The organism is Streptomyces sp. JLBJ103, from assembly GCF_058215575.1.
The window spans coordinates 4,550,158-4,566,828 of sequence record NZ_CM177089.1; the positions used below are offsets into that span (position 1 = coordinate 4,550,158).

Here is a 16,671-nt window from a genome sequence, read left to right on the forward strand (position 1 = left end):
TGCCTGGTCCCCGCCGAGGGGCGGCGGGGCTCAGTCCTTGGAGTCGCCGGAGTCCCTGGAGCCGTTGGAGTCCTTGGTCTCCTCAAAGGAGTTCAGGATGATGTCCAGCGCCTTCTTGTTCTCGGCCGAGTCCGCCTCGTCCGCCGGGGTCGTCCACCGGATGGAGAAGCCGCGGCCGCCGCCGACGAGGAAGCCGCGGCCGAGGGTGCGGAACGGATCACCGCCGATGGCCGAGGACCAGGTCATGTCCGCTGCCTTCCAGTCGCGGTAGTCGACTCTGCGGATGTCGTCGACCCGCTGGAAGCCCGGGGAGAGCTTCTCCAGCGACGGCACCAGGCTCTTCCAGACCTCGACCGGGTCGTCGTCATCGGAGCCCTTGCCGAAGGTGACGACCAGGTCCCGGCTGTCGTCCTCGTCCTCGGACGCGAACTTCACATGGAAGCGCGAGCCGCTCGCCACCCGCTTCCAGCCCTTGGGCAGATCGATGGAGAACCCCTCGGCCTCGGCGGTGAAGCGGACGAATCCCGTGGGCTCGCCGTCGCCACCACCCCCGCCCCCGTCCGTGCCGGGCGGATCGGACGGTGTGGCAGGAGCGGAGGGCTCGGCCGGAGCGGAGGGCGACGACGGGGCAGTGGGCGACGGCGGGGCGGTGGGCGACGACTTCGAGGGGGAAGGTTCGCGCGGCAGCATCGGCTGCGCCCCGTTCGGCGGGGCCGCGGAACGGGTGGGGCCGGAAGCGCGGCTGTCGCCCGTGGTCAGCGCGCCGCTCGCGGCGAGCGCCACCAGCGAGGCGACCGACACCAGGGCCAGCCCGGCCGCCAACGCCGCCCTGGGCCTGGCCTTTCGCCCCTCACGACGGTGCCCTCTCGGCCACAGCGCCTCACAGGTGCCGTGCAGCCAGGGGATCCGCACCATGGTCCGCGCATCGGCGGGCTGGTCGTGGTTCACCACCCGCGCCAGCGCCTGCCGGACCAGCGGTTCGGTCAGTCGCGCCTGCGGGTCGGTGCGCAGCAGCCCCTGGATCACCTGGGTGAGCGGTCCGGCCTTGGTCGCGTCGAGCCCGCTCCAGTCGGGGTGCGGCGGATGGCCCTCGACCATGACGAAGAGGATCGCGCCCAGGGACCACAGATCGGATTCGGGGGTTCCGCCGTCGCCCCGCGCCTGTTCGGGGGAGGCGTAGGCGGGGTCGGTGACCGGGCGGGAGGGATCCGTGCCGGTGGGGCCGAAGCCGCTGAGCACGATCTCGTCGTCCGGCAGGAGCAGCAGCCGCGCCGGGTTGAGATCGCCGTGCGTAATGCCCTTGGTATGGGCCGCGTCGAGGACATCGAGCAGCCGCAGCCCGATCCTGGACGCCCGGCCGGGCTCCAAACGGCCCACGCGGTCGAGGAGTTCACTCAGCGGACGGCGGTCGGTATCGGGTCGTACGGCCCGCGCCCCGTGAACGGGCTGGTCCGCGCTGGTCATGGTCTCACCCCTTGCTCCACAACACGCCCAACGGCTTTCCCACAGGAGGTACGCCCGGACATCGGCATGTGCTCAATGGGAGACGCGACGAATGCGGCCCGTGTCCGGAAAGGTGCGGTCGTCCTGGGCCGGAACGGAACGCGGAGGTTCCCTCGGAACGGGGAGGTTCCCTCGGAACGGGGCTACGACCGGGGAAGAGCACGGAAGTCCTGGCAGGCGCCGTCTCAGCCGGAGGCGGGCGGCAGCCATGCATGGCGTTCGCCGAGCAGCGCGAGGGCGTCGAGAAAGCGATCGACCGCGGGATGCGGGGGGTCGGCCCGCCAGACCGCCTCGATGGCCAGGCCGGCCCGGGGCTCGGCGAGCGGCACCAGCGCGATACCGCGCGGCAGATGGCGCACCAGGGAGGCGACGACCAGGTTCACGCCCCGGCCCGCGGCGATATGCGCCCAGGCGTTGGTGCCGGAGGCGGCCGGATCGAGCACCGGCTCGAACCCGGCCTCCCGGCACACCCCGACCACGGTGTCGTAGTACCCCGGGGACATCTCCCGGGGCCACAGCTGAAACGTCTCCTTCCGCAGCAGCGCCGGATCCACGGCCGGAGTTCCGGCCAGCGGATGCGACTCGCTCACCGCGACCATCAACTCCTCCCACCGCACCGTGCGATGGGCGATTCCGCGGGGCCGGGCGGTCGCGGGCGCGAGCGCCACATCGCAGCGCTCGTCCCGCAGCGCACCGCACACATCGGAGGCGAAGATCTCCCGCGTCTCCACCGTCAACTCGGGGCAGGTCTCCGCCAGATGCCCGACCAGCAGCGGGACCGTCTCGTACACCGAGGTCAGGGTGTACGCCACCCGCAGCCGTCCCGCCTCCCCGGCCGCCACCGCACGGGCCCGCCGCCCGGCCCGCGCCGCGGCCGCGAGCACCTTGCGGCAGTCGGCCAGATACGCCGCTCCGGCGGGGGTGAGCTCGACGCGACGCGAAGTGCGCTCCAGCAGCTGTACCCCGAGGCTGTGCTCAAGTGCCTTGATCTGCTGGCTGAGCGCCTGCTGCGCGACGAAGACATCATCGGCCGCGCGGGTGAAGTTGCGCCGCTCGGCGACGGCCACGAAATACCGCATCTGCCGTAGCTCGGGTTCCATGGGACCGCATGCTACGGCCGCTCCGTGTCCCCGGGACCGCCCAACTCCGGCGACAAGCGCGGCTTGTGGACCGACAACAAGCCGCGCTTGTTGATCAACACGGCTCGCTCTTAGCGTGACGGGGCCACACCAAACCGACGAAGGAGCAGGCTGTGACCGTCGAATACATCCGCTACCGCATCGAGGACCCCGAACGGCGCACCGCGTTCGAGAAGGCGTACACGGCCGCCGCCGAACAGCTCGACCGGTCCCCGGAGTGTCTGGCCTACGAGCTGGCGCACGGGGTGGAGGAGCCGGAGCGCTACATCCTGCGCATCGAGTGGACCTCGGTCGAGGACCATCTCCAGGGCTTCCGCGGCGGCCCGCTCTTCGGGCCCTTCCTCGACTCGGTCCGCCCCTTCATCGGCGACATCGAGGAGATGAAGCACTACGAGCGCACGGCGGTGGTCTCCGGGAAGAACGGGAAGAACGGGAAGAAGACGCCATGACCGGCTCACGGGGGAGCACGGGAGAGCCGACCCTGTACGAGGCGGTGGGCGGACTGCCCGCGCTGCGGCGGCTGAGCGACGCCTTCTACGCCGAGGTCCTCGCCGACCCGCTGCTGGCGCCGGTCTTCGCGGACTTCACCGCCACCCACCGCGAGCACGTCGCCGTCTGGCTCGCCGAGGTGTTCGGCGGACCGGCCGCGTTCACCGAGGAGCACGGCGGCCACCAGGGACTGCTGCGCAGCCATGTGGGGCGGTCCATCACGCCCGAGCAGCGCGACCGCTGGGTGGAGCTGATGAGCCGGGCGGTGGAGCGGGAGCTGCCGCCCGATCCTCGGCTGCGCCACCAGGTGACCGAGTACTTCCGGTGGGGTGCCGGGATCGCTCGGAGCGTGTCCGGGCAGCCCGTCGACGCGGATCTGGGTGACCCGGGTCCGACACCGCGCTGGGGATGGGACGGCCTCCAGAAATAGACAGGCGCAGACGGAGCCCCGGAAACGGCGAGGGCCCCGCGCTCCCTTTCCGGAGTGCGGGGCCCTCGCCGCGAACGGTGCGCGACCGTGGAGGTCAGAAGCGACGCGTGATCAGCGCGCGCTTCACCTCCTGGATGGCCTTGGTGACCTCGATACCGCGCGGGCAGGCCTCCGTGCAGTTGAAGGTGGTGCGGCAGCGCCAGACACCGTCCTTGTCGTTCAGGATCTCCAGCCGCTGCTCACCGCCCTCGTCACGCGAGTCGAAGATGAAGCGGTGCGCGTTGACGATCGCCGCCGGGCCGAAGTACTGGCCGTCGTTCCAGAACACCGGGCACGAGGAGGTGCACGCGGCGCACAGGATGCACTTGGTGGTGTCGTCGAAGCGCTCGCGGTCCTCGGCGGACTGCAGGCGCTCCCGGGTCGGCTCGTTGCCCGTCGTGATCAGGAAGGGCATCACATCGCGGTACGCCTGGAAGAACGGCTCCATGTCCACGACCAGGTCCTTGAGGACCGTAAGGCCCTTGATGGCCTCGATCGTGATGGGCTTCTCCGGGTTGATGTCCTTGATCAGCGTCTTGCAGGCGAGCCGGTTGCGGCCGTTGATCCGCATGGCGTCGGAGCCGCAGATGCCATGGGCGCAGGAACGGCGGAACGTCAGCGTGCCGTCCAGGTCCCACTTGATCTTGTGGAGACCGTCGAGGACGCGCTCCTTGGGGTCGATCTCGAACTGGAAGTCCTCCCAGACCGCCTGGTCCGAGATCTCCGGGTTGAAGCGCCGGATCCGGAAGGTGACCGTGACCAGGTGCGCGGCGGTGGCGTCGCTCGCCTTCGGAGCCTCCGCGTTCTTCTCAAGCGTGGGGGTGCTCATCAGTACTTACGCTCCATCGGCTGGTAGCGGGTCTGCACGACCGGCTTGTAGTCGAGGCGGATGGACTCCGCGCCGTCCGCGCCCACCTCGCGGTACGCCATGGTGTGACGCATGAAGTTGACGTCGTCGCGGTTCGGGTAGTCCTCGCGGTAGTGACCGCCGCGCGACTCCTTGCGGGCCAGTGCGGAGATCGCCATGACCTCGGCCAGGTCGAGCAGGTTGCCCAGCTCGATGGCCTCCAGCAGGTCGGTGTTGAACCGCTTGCCCTTGTCCTGGACGCCGCAGTTCTTGTAGCGCTCGCGGAGGTGGCCGATCTCCTCGACGGCCTCCTTGAGCGTCTGCTCGGTGCGGAAGACCATGACGTTCTTGTCCATGGTCTCCTGGAGCGCCTTGCGGATCTCGGTGACCCGCTCGGTGCCGGTGGCGTCGCGCAGGTTCTCCACCTGGTCGCGGACGAGCCCGGCCGGGTCCTCCGGCAGCTCGACGAAGTCGGCCGTGGCGGCGTACTCCGCGGCGGCGATGCCCGCGCGGCGGCCGAAGACGTTGATGTCGAGCAGCGAGTTGGTGCCCAGGCGGTTGGCGCCGTGCACGGAGACACAGGCCACCTCGCCGGCGGCGTAGAGGCCGGGGACGACGGTGTCGTTGTCCGACAGCACCTCGCCCTCGACGTTGGTGGGGATGCCGCCCATCGTGTAGTGCGCGGTCGGCTGGATCGGGATCGGGTCGGTGTACGGCTCGATGCCCAGGTAGGTGCGCGCGAACTCGGTGATGTCCGGCAGCTTGGCGTCCAGCTGCTCCGGCGGCAGGTGGGTGAGGTCCAGGTAGACGTGGTCACCCTCGGGACCGCAGCCGCGGCCCTCGCGGATCTCGGTGTAGATGGAGCGCGAGACCACGTCACGCGAGGCGAGGTCCTTCATGACCGGCGCGTACTTCTCCATGAAGCGCTCGCCGTCCTTGTTGCGGAGGATGCCGCCCTCACCACGGGCGCCCTCCGTCAGCAGGATGCCCATCCGCCAGATGCCGGTCGGGTGGAACTGGAAGAACTCCATGTCCTCCAGCGGCAGCCCGCGCCGGTAGGCGACCGCCTGGCCGTCACCGGTGAGGGTGTGCGCGTTGGAGGTCACCTTGAAGAACTTGCCGCAGCCGCCGGAGGCGAAGACCACGGCCTTGGCCTGGAAGACATGCAGCTCGCCGGTGGCCAGCTCGTAGGCGACCACACCGGCGGTGCGCTTGACCCCGTCGACCTCGGTGAGCAGCAGGTCCAGGACGTAGAACTCGTTGAAGAACTCCACGCCCTCCTTGACGCAGTTCTGGTACAGCGTCTGGAGGATCATGTGGCCGGTGCGGTCCGAGGCGTAGCAGGACCGGCGGACCGGGGCCTCGCCGTGGTTACGGCTGTGGCCGCCGAAGCGGCGCTGGTCGATGGTGCCGTCCGGGGTCCGGTTGAACGGCAGGCCCATCTTCTCGAGGTCCAGGACCGAGTCGATGGCCTCCTTCGCCAGGATCTCGGCGGCGTCCTGGTCGACCAGGTAGTCGCCGCCCTTGATCGTGTCGAAGGTGTGCCACTCCCAGTTGTCCTCCTCGACGTTCGCGAGGGCGGCGGCCATACCGCCCTGGGCGGCGCCGGTGTGGGAGCGGGTCGGGTACAGCTTGGTGAGCACCGCCGTACGGCTGCGCTTGGTCGACTCGATGGCCGCGCGCATACCGGCGCCGCCGGCGCCCACGATGACGGTGTCGTACTTGTGGATCTTCATGAGTGGATACCTCAGCCCCGGGGCCTAGCGGATGTTCGGGTCGAAGGTGAAGATCACCAGAGTGCCGAGCACGATGGTGAATCCTGCCGCCGTGTAGAGCAGCCCCTTCAGCCACAGGCGGGTGTTGTCCCGCTCCGCGTAGTCGTTGATGACCGTGCGCAGACCGTTCGCGCCATGCAGCGTGGCGAGCCAGAGCATGATCAGGTCCCATGCCTGCCAGAACGGCGAGGCCCAGCGGCCCGCCACGAAGGCGAAGCCGATCTTGGAGACGCCGCCGTCGAGGACCAGCTGGATCAGCAGGTGGCCCAGGACCAGGACGACCAGCAGGATGCCGGACAGGCGCATGAAGAGCCAGCCGTACATCTCGAAGTTGGTGCGGGTCGCCTTGGGCGTCTTACGGGTGCGGGCCCGCGGCGGCTCGATGACCGGGGCGGGGTGATCCACGTCGTACGCGCTGACCGCGTCGTTCGCGGGGGTGGTGGTCTCGGCGGACATGGGTCAGCTCCCGAACAGTTCGCGCAGGCTGTGCTGGAGGATGGGGTAGAAGGCCCCGGCCATCAGCACGACCCAGATACCGACAACGGACCACAGCATCTGGCGCTGGTACTTCGGGCCCTTCGACCAGAAGTCCACGGCGATGACGCGCAGGCCGTTGAGGGCGTGGAACAGGATGGCGGCGACGAGGCCGTACTCCATCAGGTTGACGATGGGATTTTTGTACGTCGCGACCACGTCGTCGTACGCCTCGGGGGACACACGGACAAGCGAGGTGTCCAGGACGTGTACGAACAGGAAGAAGAAGATGAGGACGCCGGTGACTCGATGAGCCACCCAGGACCACATACCTTCCCGGCCGCGATACAGCGTTCCAGCCGGCACGGAAAACCCTCCGGAAGCGGGGATTGGGGCCTGCCGGCTTCACTGTCGGTCTGGCCCGGCCGGGTACGGTCCACCGGCCCTGGCCATCGTAGCGACGTGTTGTCGGTTCCTCCGCCCGGGGGTGCTCAGGTGTGATCAAAGAGGCACGGAGGTGTGATCAAAGGGCCACGTACGGCCGATCAGGGGGCCCGGAACCGCATGATTCCCGGCAAACCGACTGTTCCCGGATCAGTCGGGCGAGCCGCCCACGGGCGATCCGCCGCAGCTCCTCCGCGGTGTTGCTCCGCTCCGTCTCGTGCTCATTGCCGAGCCGGGTGCGGATCCCGGTGAGCAGCCGGTCCAGCATCTCGTCGGGGTTCAGGCCGTCCAGACAGATCACAAAGGCATGGCCGAACTGGCGCTCGTACTCGGCGTGAGCGGCCCGCAGCGCGGTGTGAGCGGCGAGGGTGCCCAGGCTGTCGGCGGCCGGGAGCGGATGGCCGACCATCGCCTCGTCGGCCAGTGCCTCGTCCAGATCGGCGGCGGTCAGGTCGTAGCTGGCCTCGTCCCCGGCGGCGAGCAGCGCCTCCAGATCCGGATACGGGCGGTGGGCCGCGATCAGCCGTGCCCAGCGGCGGCTGCCACAGCAGGCGAGCAGCGCCTCCTCGGCCGCCTCGGCGGTGGCGGCGTTGAGCCGGTCGAGGCTGTGGACTCCGTCACGGGACCTGGACCTGGACAGCGTGGGCTCCTTGGACGCGCGTGGCTGGGGCACATGAGGCGAGCGGTTCAAGGGGGCGGCATGACATTGAGGAGGTGCATGAGGGGCCTGTGCTGGGGGTGTGAGCAGTACACGCTAACGAGGTGAACAGGACGGTGTGCCGCAGAGGGCGTAAATTCACCCGTACGGGGACGTTTGTTGAAGGGAGTGGACGAGATGCCGAGGCGCCGGGCGGATTTCGCCTGAAGCAGGAGTTTCGCGCCATGCGAATGCCCCGGAGAGCCACCAGGGCCGCGTGTGTCCGCGGCACCGTCGCCGGTGCCGCCGCGACCTTCGTCCTCATAGCGCTCGGCTGTCAGCAGCCCACGGAATCCACCCCGTCCAATTCCCCGGCCGTCTCGCCCACGGAGTCCCCCTCGGCCTCGGCGCCCGGCACGACGCACTCCCGCCCGCCCCGCACCATCCCCTCGGTCCGTGACTTCGCCCCGGGGACCGGATCCGGCTGGCGGCCCGGCGACAACAGCCGGGTGGTGGCCAACCTCAACGGCCCGCTCGCCGACGAGGCCCGGATGATCGCCGACGAGCTGGACATCAAGGCCGTCTCCGGCAAGCCCCACCGCGGCGATCTCTCCCTGGCGCTGAAACACGGACAGCGCGGCGGCCGCGAGGGCTACACCCTCACCGTCAAGAACGGCAGCGCCCGGATCACCGGCGCCGATGACACCGGCGTCTTCTACGGCACCCGCACCGTGAAACAGGCGCTGCGCTCCGGTGACCGCGTCCCCGCGGGCGTGATCCGCGACTGGCCCGACCGCGCCCAGCGCGGCCTCAACCTCGACATCGCCCGCAAGTACTACTCCGCCGCGTGGATCGAGGCACGGCTGCGCGAGATGGCCGATCTCAAGCTCAACCAGCTCGGGCTGCACTTCTCGAACGACCAGGCTTTCCGCCTCCAGAGCACCACCCACCCCGAGATCGTCGCCGAGCGGTATCTCACCAAGAGCGAGGTCCGGCAGATCGTCGCCCTCGCCCAGCGGCTGCACATCACCGTCATCCCCGAGATCGACTCGCCCGGCCACCTCGGCGCGATCATCGACGCCCACCCCCAGCTCCAGCTGCGCAACGCCTCCGGGACCCGGTTCATCGGCGCCGTGGACATCTCCAACCCGGCCGCCGCACGGATCGTGGACGAGCTGATGCGCGAGTACGCGCCGCTGTTCCCCGGCCGCTACTGGCATCTGGGCGCCGATGAGTATCTGGCGCTCACCGTCAAGGACCCCCAGGCGTCGTTCCCGCAGCTGGCCGCCGCCGCTCAGCGGAAGTACGGACCCCAGGCGACGGTCCAGGACCTGGCCACCGGCTGGCTGAACGGCCGGGCGGCCGTCGCGCGGTCGCTGGGCAAGCAGCCCAAGGCGTGGAACGACGGCTTCTTCCCCGGCGGTGTGGTCACCCCCGACCGCGATATCCAGGTCGAGTACTGGACGGGGCGGCTGCACGAGGCGGCCCGGCCGCCGGAGGCGTATCTGGGCGAGGGCCGGAAGCTGGTCAACCTCAACGACGAGTACCTCTACTACGTCCTCGGTGAGCCCAACGGCTTCCGCTACCCCACGGGCGAACGCATCTACGAACAGTGGACGCCCGGAACCCTGCGCGGCACCAAGCCCGTCGCCGACAAGAAGCTGACCCGACCCGACCGGGTGCTCGGCGCACGCTTCGCGGTCTGGTCCGACCAGCCCGGGGCACAGACCCAGGCACAGGTCGCCCATGGCATCCGGCTGCCGCTCGCGGCGCTCGCCCAACGGCTGTGGGATCCCGGAAAGCCCCCGCTGAGCTGGGCTGACTTCACCAAGCTCGCCGATCGGCTAGGCGTCTGAGACGCGGGAGGAGGAAGGACGGCCGGGGCCGCCACCCCCCACAGGAGAGGCCCCGGCCGCCGTCCAGCGTGGGCCCGCGTGGAGCCCTCACTCCCTACAGCGTCGCATGCCTCGAATACGTCACACCTGTGGTGGGGATGAAACCTCGGGTGCCCGGAGCGCGTCCGGGGGGCCCTTCGGCTCTGGACGCGACCGGGCGGATGCCCGTAACGTGCAGGTCCGCGCCGTGGGCGCGGTGAATTGCTTAACTTCGCGCGTGGCCTGGTGCGGGCCACGTTCCCAGGGGGACTCAACATGTATCCGTGCGGGAACTGCCGCGCTGTCGCCGTCGGGCCCGACGGACGCTGCGCGGCATGTGGCGCATTCCAGCAGCAGTATCAGCAGCCGCAAGCGCCCGGAGGCTACCCCGCCGCACCCGCGGTCGGAATGCCGGCCGGAGGTGTCGATCTGCGCCGTGGGCTCGCGACCACGCTCACCGTGCTGTTCAGCCTGATGCTGCCCGCGCTGATTCTGGTGCTGATGGGCCGGGAAGGCCAGTGGAGCGTCATCGGCGACATGCTCGACGACCCCACGTCGGTCACGCAGAAGGACCTGGACGACGCGGACGACTTCTTCATCGGCACCTGGGTCATCTTTGTGCTGCTCGTCATCGCGATCGCCGTGGTCTGGGCCGTCTGGTTCCGGAAGCTGCGGCTGAACGCCGAGGTCTTCGCGCCGGGCGGGCACCGCTTCAGCACCGGCTGGGCGGCCGGTGCCTGGTTCACCCCGGTGGTGAACCTGTGGTTCCCCAAGCAGATCGCCAATGACATCTGGCGCGCCAGTTCCCCTCAGGGCCCCGCCGCGGCCAACCGCGGGCTGCTCAACGCCTGGTGGGTCACCTGGGTCGTCGCCATGGTCGCGAACGGCATCGGCAACATCCGCTACTCCGCCCTCCGCAACAAGGTGGAGAGTGACAGCTACCGCCCTTCCCTGTCGGAGGCGAAGGACGACGTCGAGAATCTGCATGACATCCTCGCCTTCGACATGTTCGCGGCCGTGATCCTGATGGCGGCGGCGGTCCTGGCGCTGCTGCTGGTCCGCCAGATCACCGCCATGCAGGAGCAGCGTGCGGCGCTGCCCCCGCAAGCGGCGCCGATGGGCGGTCCGGGCATGGGCGGTCCGGGCTACGGGGCGGGCGGCCCGTCGCCGTACGGCGTCCCGCCGCAGGGACAGCCGCCGTACGGTGCCCCGCAGATGCCCCCGCCGCCGCCCGGTCAGCCGGGCCAGCAGTACCCTCCTTACGGTCACGGCTAGGCCATCGCGGGCGATCGCGGACCTCAGAACCTCCGAGGGCAGGAAGAGAGCGTGCAGGGGGACGACGCGGAACTGACCGCCGCGGTGCGTGCGGCACAGGACGGGGACGAGTTCGCCTTCCGGACCGTTTACCGGTCGGTACACCCTCGCCTCCTCGGCTACGTACGCACCCTGGTCGGCGATGGCGACGCGGAGGACATCACCTCGGAGGCGTGGCTCCAGATAGCTCGTGATCTGCAACGTTTCAGTGGGGACGCGGACCGCTTCCGGGGCTGGGCGGCCCGGATAGCCCGCAACCGCGCACTGGACCACATACGGATGCGCGGTCGTCGCCCGGCCATCGGCGGCGACGAGACGGAGCTGGAGACCCGGGCCTCGGAGGCGGACACCGCGGGCGAGGCGATGGAGGCCCTGGGCACCGGCCGCGCGCTCGGGCTCATCGCCCAGCTGCCGCAGGACCAGGCCGAGGCCGTGGTGCTGCGGGTGGTCCTCGGCCTCGACGCGAAAAGCGCGGCCTCGGTGCTCGGCAAGCGGCCGGGTGCTGTGCGCACCGCGGCCCACCGCGGACTGCGGAGGCTCGCCGATCTGATCGATCCCCGGGCGGGGGGTGATCCGACCATCCTCGAGGGGATTCCCGTGCAACGTGAGTCACCTGGGAACGCAACCAACTCGGGGGTGGCGAAGTCTGCGGGTGTGACGGATTCGTGCGCGCCAACGCAGAAGGACATGTGATGGCCGAAGACCACCGCTACAGCTGGCTGGATGACAGTGCCGCGGAGCGGTTGCTTCGTGGCGAACCGGTCGTGGGGCAGCACGGCGTCCCAGATGACCGGGACGACCAGTCCTGTGCCGAAGCGGAACGGCTGGCCGCCGTGCTCTCCGCCGTTGCCGAGGCGACCCGCCCCGCGGCCGGACCCAGGGACGGCGCGTCTCCGCTTCCCGGTGAGGAGGCGGCCGTAGCCGCCTTCATGGCGGCCCGTGAGGAGTTCGCCGGGGCGGCGGCCGAAGCCGCCATGCCCGGCTCCGCGCGGTCCGGCGGCGTCCTGCGCATGCTGCGCGGCGGCCGCTTCGGCGGTGCCCGGCGGCAGCTGCGCGCGGGCATGGTGGCCGCGCTGGCGGGCTGTGCGCTCAGCGGTTTCGCGGTAGCGGCCGCGGCGGGTGTACTGCCCACGCCGTTCGGTGAGGGCGGCGGTCCGGCCCCCTCGGTGAGCACGCCGGGTGACCCTTCCCCGGACAGCAGTTCGGTCCGTCCGGAGATCTCCCAGGGTGGCACTCCTTCGTCGCCCGGCCCCAGCGGCTCCGACGACAACGATGCCAGCGGCCCGTCCTCCAACGGCGGTCAGGGATCGACCGCGCCGACCGAGGGCGGCAAGGGCCATGGCAAGGGCAAGGGTGACAAGGGTCACCCCGCCACCGGTTCCCCGGGCACCGGGCGGCACGGCGGATCGTGGGCGCTGGACCCCTGCCGCCGCTATCTGGCCGCGGAGTACGGCGGGGGCAGCGGACTGGACCGCGGATCGCTGTACAAGCTGAAGAAGTCCGCGGGCGGGTCCAGCATCCACGGTTACTGCACCAAGCTCCTCATCGACAACGGCGCACAGTTGCCGCGCACCGGTTCCGACGGCGAGAACGACGGCGGCTCCGGCGAAGACGCGTCCGGTGGTTCGGGCGAAGGTGATCCCGGCGGCTCCGGTGAGGACGGTGGCTCCGGCGACCGTCACCCCGAGCCGCCGCCCGCGACGCCGTCCGTACCGTCCGGGACCCCGGCCGACGGCGCGGCGTCGACCGGCTCCGGGGCAGCGGAAAGCCTCGTGAAGACGACCGATCCGATCGCCGGTTGAGCGCTCAAGGTCTTAGGTGTGACGTTTTTTTCGGCGGTGACGCTGTAAGAAACGGGCCGACTGGTCATCGGCCGCGCGAGAGCCGAGGTTCCCCCCGTACCGACGGCTCCGCGCATCCGGCGCGGGCAGGGCACGTTCCCCCGGCCCTGCCCGCGCCACTCTCTCTCGGGTGACGACCGTCTCAGACGACCGTCTCAGGGGAAGACCACGACCTTGTCTCCGGCCCGCACCTGGCCGAACACCGAGGCGATCTTCTTCTTGTCCCGGACGTTGACACAGCCGTGCGAGGCACCGGCATAGCCGCGGGCGGCGAAGTCCGCCGAGTAGTGCACCGCCTGGCCGCCGCTGAAGAACATCGCGTACGGCATCGGGGTGTGGTAGATCGTCGAGACATGGTCCCGGCTCTTGAAGTTGACCTGGAACAGGCCCTCCCGGGTCGGGGTGTACTGCGAGCCGAAGCGCACGTCCATCGCCGAGACCACCCGCCCGTCGATCATCCAGGACAGGGTGCGGCTGCTCTTGCTGATGCACAGCACCCGCCCGGTCAGACAGCGGCGGTCGGGCTTGGCCGGCGGCAGGGTGGTCGGCGGATACAGCTCGGCCCGCGCGGGCGGCCGGCTCCGGGAGCGCAGCGAGCTCCAGGTGCGCCGGTCGACCGAACCCGTGGCCACCAGCCCGTGGCCGCGCTGGTAGGAGAGCACCGACTCCCGGGTGACCGGGCCGTAGTACCCGGTCGGATTGCGGCCGAACAGATCCAGCTGGCGCAGCCTCGCCTGTAACTCGCGCACCCGCTCACCACTGGTGCCCACCGCGATCACCGCCGGGGCGGCCCGGGGCGCGGTACCGCGCTCCGGCGCCCGGGGCTCGGGCCGCACCGGACGAGCCCGGACCGGTCTGTGCTCGGCCTTGTGCCGCGGCTTGTGGGTGAAGGTGCGGTGCGGCCGCGGGGCGTCCCGCGCGGGCGCGCTCGCACTCGTCCTGGCCTGCGGTCTGTCCTGGCTCCGTCCGTCCGCGGTCACCGACCCCGCCCTGCATCCCGCGAGCAGCGCCGCGGCCGTGGCCGTGGCGAGCGCGGCGCGGATCACCGGCCTCCGGTGCATCTCATCCCCCCAGTCCACCCGGTCCACTGATATTTCGCCCCGAATGTTTCCCGGGGCTGCCGTTCGGCGAACATCGACGCATGCTGTGAGAGAGGCCCCGTACCGGCACAAGAGCCGGTATCAGCCACCAGGAGGCGTGGACCCATGGCGCGCGAGTCGGAGTCGGGATTCCCCGTCGAGCCGGTGTACGGGCCGGACGCGCTCACCGACCGGGATCCGGCCGAGCGGCTGGGCGAGCCCGGCGCGTACCCCTTCACCCGCGGGGTCTATCCGACGATGTACACCACCCGCCCCTGGACGATGCGCCAGTACGCGGGGTTCGGCACCGCCACCGAGTCCAACGCCCGCTATCGGCAGCTGATCGACCACGGCACCACCGGGCTCTCGGTCGCCTTCGACCTGCCGACCCAGATGGGCTACGACTCCGACGCCGACCTGGCCCACGGCGAGGTCGGCAAGGTGGGCGTGGCCATCGACTCGATCGAGGACATGCGGGTGCTGTTCGACGGCATTCCGCTGGACCGCGTCTCGACCTCGATGACCATCAACGCGCCCGCCGCGCTGCTGCTGCTCCTGTACCAACTCGTCGCCGAGGAACAGGGGGTGACGGGCGACCGGCTGACCGGCACCATCCAGAACGACGTCCTCAAGGAGTACATCGCCCGCGGGACCTACATCTTTCCGCCCGGCCCCTCGCTGCGGCTGGTCGCCGACACCTTCAAGTACTGCACGGCCGAGCTGCCGAAGTGGAACACGATCTCGATCTCCGGCTACCACATGGCGGAGGCCGGGGCCTCGCCCGCGCAGGAGATCGCCTTCACCCTGGCCGACGGCATCGCGTACGTGCGGACGGCGGTCGCGGCGGGCATGGACATCGACGATTTCGCGCCACGGCTGTCGTTCTTCTTCGTCTCCCGCACCACCCTGCTGGAAGAGGTCGCCAAGTTCCGTGCCGCGCGCCGGATCTGGGCGCGGGTGATGCGCGAGGAGTTCGGTGCCCGCGACCCCAAGTCGCAGATGCTGCGCTTCCACACCCAGACCGCGGGTGTCCAACTCACCGCCCAGCAGCCCGAGATCAATCTGGTCCGGGTCGCGGTCCAGGGGCTCGCGGCCGTCCTCGGCGGCACCCAGTCGCTGCACACCAACGCCTTCGACGAGGCCATCGCGCTGCCCACCGACAAGTCCGCCCGGCTGGCGCTGCGCACCCAGCAGGTGCTGGCGTACGAGACGGATGTGACGGCCACCGTCGACCCGTTCGCGGGCTCGTACGCCGTCGAGGCGCTGACCGACGCCGTCGAGGCCGCGGCCCTGGACCTGATGCGGCGGGTGGCGGACCGGGGCGGTGCGGTGGCCGCCATCGAACAGGGCTTTCAGAAGGAGGAGATCGAGCGCCACGCCTATCGCATCGCGCAGGAGCAGGACGCGGGCGAGCGGGTCGTGGTCGGCGTCAACCGCTTCCGGCTGGCGGAGGAAGAGCCCTATCAGCCGCTGCGGGTCGACCCGGCGATCGAGGACCGGCAGCGGGAGCGGCTGGCCGCGCTGCGCGCCGGGCGCGACGGGGAGACGGTCCGTACGGCGCTGGTGGCGCTGAAGAAGGCGGCCGAGAGCGAGCCGGGCACGGCCAATGTGCTCTATCCGATGAAGGAGGCGCTGGCGGCACGGGCCACGCTGGGCGAGGTGTGTGACGCGTTGCGCGATGTGTGGGGCGTGTATGTCCCCGCTGACGCATTCTGAGCGACCTGAGGGCACCCGGGAGTCCGCGCGGCGGCTCGCCCGCGACCTGGGCGACGGGTGAGCGACACTGGGGTCATGTCTGCTCCCCGCCGCGCCTGTCCGGTCTGCACCCGAGAGATCGCGGTCGTGGGTGGGCGGTTCGCCCGCCACGATCCGCCAGGCCGCCGCTCGGACTACGAACTGGTCTCCTGCCCCGGGTCGCGGCGGATCGCGCCGCTGCTCACCACTCCGCCGAAGCTGTTCGGTGCGGACGAGCCGCCGTCGCCGGGCCAGCAGTCGCTGTTCTGACGCACCGCGCGCCGCCGCGGATCAGCCGCCCGTGACCAGCCGGGAGGCGATCCGCACCCCGGGGCTGCTCTCGGCCAGGGCCTCGGACAGCTGATCACCGGCGCTCTTCAGCGCGATGTCGTCCAGCGGACCGAGCGCGTCCAGGACGAAGAAGGCCCGGGTGGTGGTGTGGGTGAGCCGGGTGCGGGTGCACTGGCGCCAGTTCCAGCGGCGGCAGGTGACGCCCGCGTCGTCCCGCCACACCACCTCGCCGGGCGCGGGGTGTTCCACGGCGGCCTCGCCCCCGGCCGTGGTCTCGAAGACCTCCTCACCGGTGGCCCGGACCAGCCGCGCGGGACCGCGGTAGTGGTCGAGGTCCTCACCGCCCAGCGGCAGCGCATGGGCGACCGAGATCGCGTTGTAGAGGTCGGTCAGCCGGTCCACCCGGGGCAGTCCGGCGCCCACCCGCCGCAACAGGGCCTCCGCACTGGGCCGGGTGCGCTGCGGCTTCGCCCCGAAACCGCGGAACGCCTCCCGCCAGGCGGAGAGATGCGGATGCTCCTCCACCGGCCCGTCGCCGAACCGCTCACGGGCGGCCGACTCGGCGTCCGCCAGCAGCCGTTCGCCGATCTCGTCGCTCGGCCCGGGGCGCAGCCCCTCCGCGGTGATCAGCAGCGCGCGGTAGTCGGGGCGCAGCGTGTGGACGGCCGGGTCGATGGCGGCGGACTCCAGCCAGCCGGCTACGTCGGTGATCATGGTCTCTCCCTGCGCCTGGCGTCTGCGGATGGTCCACTATGACATAC

Annotated in this window: 17 protein-coding genes; 8 read left to right on the top strand and 9 right to left on the bottom strand. The window is 70.6% G+C overall.

Annotated features, from left to right (window positions below):
- Nucleotides 1-30: 30 nt before the first annotated feature.
- Together AC4BEG_RS20060 and AC4BEG_RS20065 are read right to left on the bottom strand one after the other, a co-directional pair.
- Entirely contained in the window at nucleotides 31-1,464 is a 1,434-nt protein-coding gene (locus AC4BEG_RS20060; protein ID WP_490701129.1) for a serine/threonine-protein kinase, read from the bottom strand.
- 224 nt (nucleotides 1,465-1,688) lie between these two features.
- Nucleotides 1,689-2,603, bottom strand: a complete 915-nt coding sequence (locus AC4BEG_RS20065; protein ID WP_490701130.1) for a LysR family transcriptional regulator — start codon at nucleotides 2,601-2,603, stop codon at nucleotides 1,689-1,691.
- A 152-nt stretch (nucleotides 2,604-2,755) separates the two neighbouring features.
- Here AC4BEG_RS20065 and AC4BEG_RS20070 point away from each other — a divergent pair, with 152 nt between their 5' ends.
- Nucleotides 2,756-3,091, top strand: coding sequence for a putative quinol monooxygenase (locus AC4BEG_RS20070; RefSeq protein WP_490701131.1), 336 nt, complete (start codon nucleotides 2,756-2,758; stop codon nucleotides 3,089-3,091).
- The gene (locus tag AC4BEG_RS20075; protein ID WP_490701132.1) at nucleotides 3,088-3,561 is read left to right on the top strand and encodes a group II truncated hemoglobin; all 474 of its coding nucleotides are present in this window, start codon (nucleotides 3,088-3,090) and stop codon (nucleotides 3,559-3,561) included. Before AC4BEG_RS20070 ends, AC4BEG_RS20075 begins: the two co-directional genes overlap by 4 nt.
- 94 nt (nucleotides 3,562-3,655) lie before the next feature.
- On the opposite strand, the gene AC4BEG_RS20080 is transcribed toward AC4BEG_RS20075, so the two are convergent.
- The 5 genes from AC4BEG_RS20080 to AC4BEG_RS20100 form a co-directional block, all read right to left on the bottom strand.
- Nucleotides 3,656-4,429 carry a succinate dehydrogenase iron-sulfur subunit gene (locus AC4BEG_RS20080; RefSeq protein ID WP_490701133.1) on the bottom strand — a complete coding sequence of 258 codons (774 nt, stop codon included), beginning with the start codon at nucleotides 4,427-4,429 and terminating at the stop codon, nucleotides 3,656-3,658.
- Nucleotides 4,429-6,183, bottom strand: coding sequence for a succinate dehydrogenase flavoprotein subunit (gene sdhA, locus AC4BEG_RS20085; RefSeq protein ID WP_490701134.1), 1,755 nt, complete (start codon nucleotides 6,181-6,183; stop codon nucleotides 4,429-4,431). Before sdhA ends, AC4BEG_RS20080 begins: the two co-directional genes overlap by 1 nt.
- A 24-nt stretch (nucleotides 6,184-6,207) precedes the next feature.
- Nucleotides 6,208-6,678 carry a succinate dehydrogenase hydrophobic membrane anchor subunit gene (locus AC4BEG_RS20090; RefSeq protein WP_201870750.1) on the bottom strand — a complete coding sequence of 157 codons (471 nt, stop codon included), beginning with the start codon at nucleotides 6,676-6,678 and terminating at the stop codon, nucleotides 6,208-6,210.
- 3 nt (nucleotides 6,679-6,681) lie between these two features.
- Nucleotides 6,682-7,062, bottom strand: a complete 381-nt coding sequence (gene sdhC / locus AC4BEG_RS20095; RefSeq protein ID WP_201870751.1) for a succinate dehydrogenase, cytochrome b556 subunit — start codon at nucleotides 7,060-7,062, stop codon at nucleotides 6,682-6,684.
- A gap of 157 nt (nucleotides 7,063-7,219) precedes the next feature.
- The gene (locus tag AC4BEG_RS20100; protein WP_490701135.1) at nucleotides 7,220-7,831 is read right to left on the bottom strand and encodes a 2-oxo-4-hydroxy-4-carboxy-5-ureidoimidazoline decarboxylase; all 612 of its coding nucleotides are present in this window, start codon (nucleotides 7,829-7,831) and stop codon (nucleotides 7,220-7,222) included.
- Nucleotides 7,832-8,022: 191 nt separating this feature from the next.
- On the opposite strand from AC4BEG_RS20100, the gene AC4BEG_RS20105 reads away from it, so the two are divergent.
- The 4 genes from AC4BEG_RS20105 to AC4BEG_RS20120 all read left to right on the top strand — a co-directional run bounded on the left by AC4BEG_RS20105 (nucleotide 8,023) and on the right by AC4BEG_RS20120 (nucleotide 12,767).
- Entirely contained in the window at nucleotides 8,023-9,633 is a 1,611-nt protein-coding gene (locus tag AC4BEG_RS20105) for a beta-N-acetylhexosaminidase (RefSeq protein ID WP_490701136.1), read from the top strand.
- Between the two features lie 426 nt (nucleotides 9,634-10,059).
- Nucleotides 10,060-10,926, top strand: coding sequence for a DUF4328 domain-containing protein (locus AC4BEG_RS20110; RefSeq protein ID WP_490701137.1), 867 nt, complete (start codon nucleotides 10,060-10,062; stop codon nucleotides 10,924-10,926).
- A 51-nt stretch (nucleotides 10,927-10,977) separates the two neighbouring features.
- A complete protein-coding gene (locus tag AC4BEG_RS20115; protein WP_490701138.1) occupies nucleotides 10,978-11,658 on the top strand; it encodes an RNA polymerase sigma factor in 681 nt (226 codons plus the stop codon).
- On the top strand, nucleotides 11,658-12,767 hold the full coding sequence (locus tag AC4BEG_RS20120) for a hypothetical protein (protein WP_490701139.1): 1,110 nt from the start codon (nucleotides 11,658-11,660) through the stop codon (nucleotides 12,765-12,767). Before AC4BEG_RS20115 ends, AC4BEG_RS20120 begins: the two co-directional genes overlap by 1 nt.
- 194 nt (nucleotides 12,768-12,961) lie before the next feature.
- On the opposite strand, the gene AC4BEG_RS20125 is transcribed toward AC4BEG_RS20120, so the two are convergent.
- Nucleotides 12,962-13,867, bottom strand: a complete 906-nt coding sequence (locus AC4BEG_RS20125) for a L,D-transpeptidase family protein (RefSeq protein ID WP_490701140.1) — start codon at nucleotides 13,865-13,867, stop codon at nucleotides 12,962-12,964.
- Between the two features lie 144 nt (nucleotides 13,868-14,011).
- Between AC4BEG_RS20125 and AC4BEG_RS20130 the strand changes: the two genes are divergently transcribed.
- Together AC4BEG_RS20130 and AC4BEG_RS20135 are read left to right on the top strand one after the other, a co-directional pair.
- A complete protein-coding gene (locus AC4BEG_RS20130) occupies nucleotides 14,012-15,601 on the top strand; it encodes an acyl-CoA mutase large subunit family protein (protein WP_490701141.1) in 1,590 nt (529 codons plus the stop codon).
- 75 nt (nucleotides 15,602-15,676) lie between these two features.
- Complete coding sequence (locus tag AC4BEG_RS20135) at nucleotides 15,677-15,889, top strand: hypothetical protein (protein ID WP_201870757.1); 213 nt, start codon at nucleotides 15,677-15,679, stop codon at nucleotides 15,887-15,889.
- Between the two features lie 21 nt (nucleotides 15,890-15,910).
- Here AC4BEG_RS20135 and AC4BEG_RS20140 read toward each other — a convergent pair whose 3' ends face one another.
- Nucleotides 15,911-16,624, bottom strand: a complete 714-nt coding sequence (locus AC4BEG_RS20140; RefSeq protein ID WP_490701142.1) for a B3/B4 domain-containing protein — start codon at nucleotides 16,622-16,624, stop codon at nucleotides 15,911-15,913.
- Between the last annotated feature and the right edge of the window lie 47 nt (nucleotides 16,625-16,671).

Coding starts and splice junctions, on each gene's coding strand:
- AC4BEG_RS20060 (WP_490701129.1), bottom strand. CDS start 1,464: ATGACCAGCGCGGACCAGCCCGTTCACGGGGCGCGGGCCGTACGACCC.
- AC4BEG_RS20090 (WP_201870750.1), bottom strand. CDS start 6,678: ATGTCCGCCGAGACCACCACCCCCGCGAACGACGCGGTCAGCGCGTAC.
- AC4BEG_RS20075 (WP_490701132.1), top strand. CDS start 3,088: ATGACCGGCTCACGGGGGAGCACGGGAGAGCCGACCCTGTACGAGGCG.
- AC4BEG_RS20135 (WP_201870757.1), top strand. CDS start 15,677: ATGTCTGCTCCCCGCCGCGCCTGTCCGGTCTGCACCCGAGAGATCGCG.
- AC4BEG_RS20065 (WP_490701130.1), bottom strand. CDS start 2,603: ATGGAACCCGAGCTACGGCAGATGCGGTATTTCGTGGCCGTCGCCGAG.
- AC4BEG_RS20125 (WP_490701140.1), bottom strand. CDS start 13,867: ATGCACCGGAGGCCGGTGATCCGCGCCGCGCTCGCCACGGCCACGGCC.
- AC4BEG_RS20130 (WP_490701141.1), top strand. CDS start 14,012: ATGGCGCGCGAGTCGGAGTCGGGATTCCCCGTCGAGCCGGTGTACGGG.
- AC4BEG_RS20140 (WP_490701142.1), bottom strand. CDS start 16,624: ATGATCACCGACGTAGCCGGCTGGCTGGAGTCCGCCGCCATCGACCCG.
- AC4BEG_RS20120 (WP_490701139.1), top strand. CDS start 11,658: ATGGCCGAAGACCACCGCTACAGCTGGCTGGATGACAGTGCCGCGGAG.
- AC4BEG_RS20080 (WP_490701133.1), bottom strand. CDS start 4,429: ATGAGCACCCCCACGCTTGAGAAGAACGCGGAGGCTCCGAAGGCGAGC.
- sdhA (WP_490701134.1), bottom strand. CDS start 6,183: ATGAAGATCCACAAGTACGACACCGTCATCGTGGGCGCCGGCGGCGCC.
- AC4BEG_RS20110 (WP_490701137.1), top strand. CDS start 10,060: ATGCCGGCCGGAGGTGTCGATCTGCGCCGTGGGCTCGCGACCACGCTC.
- AC4BEG_RS20105 (WP_490701136.1), top strand. CDS start 8,023: ATGCGAATGCCCCGGAGAGCCACCAGGGCCGCGTGTGTCCGCGGCACC.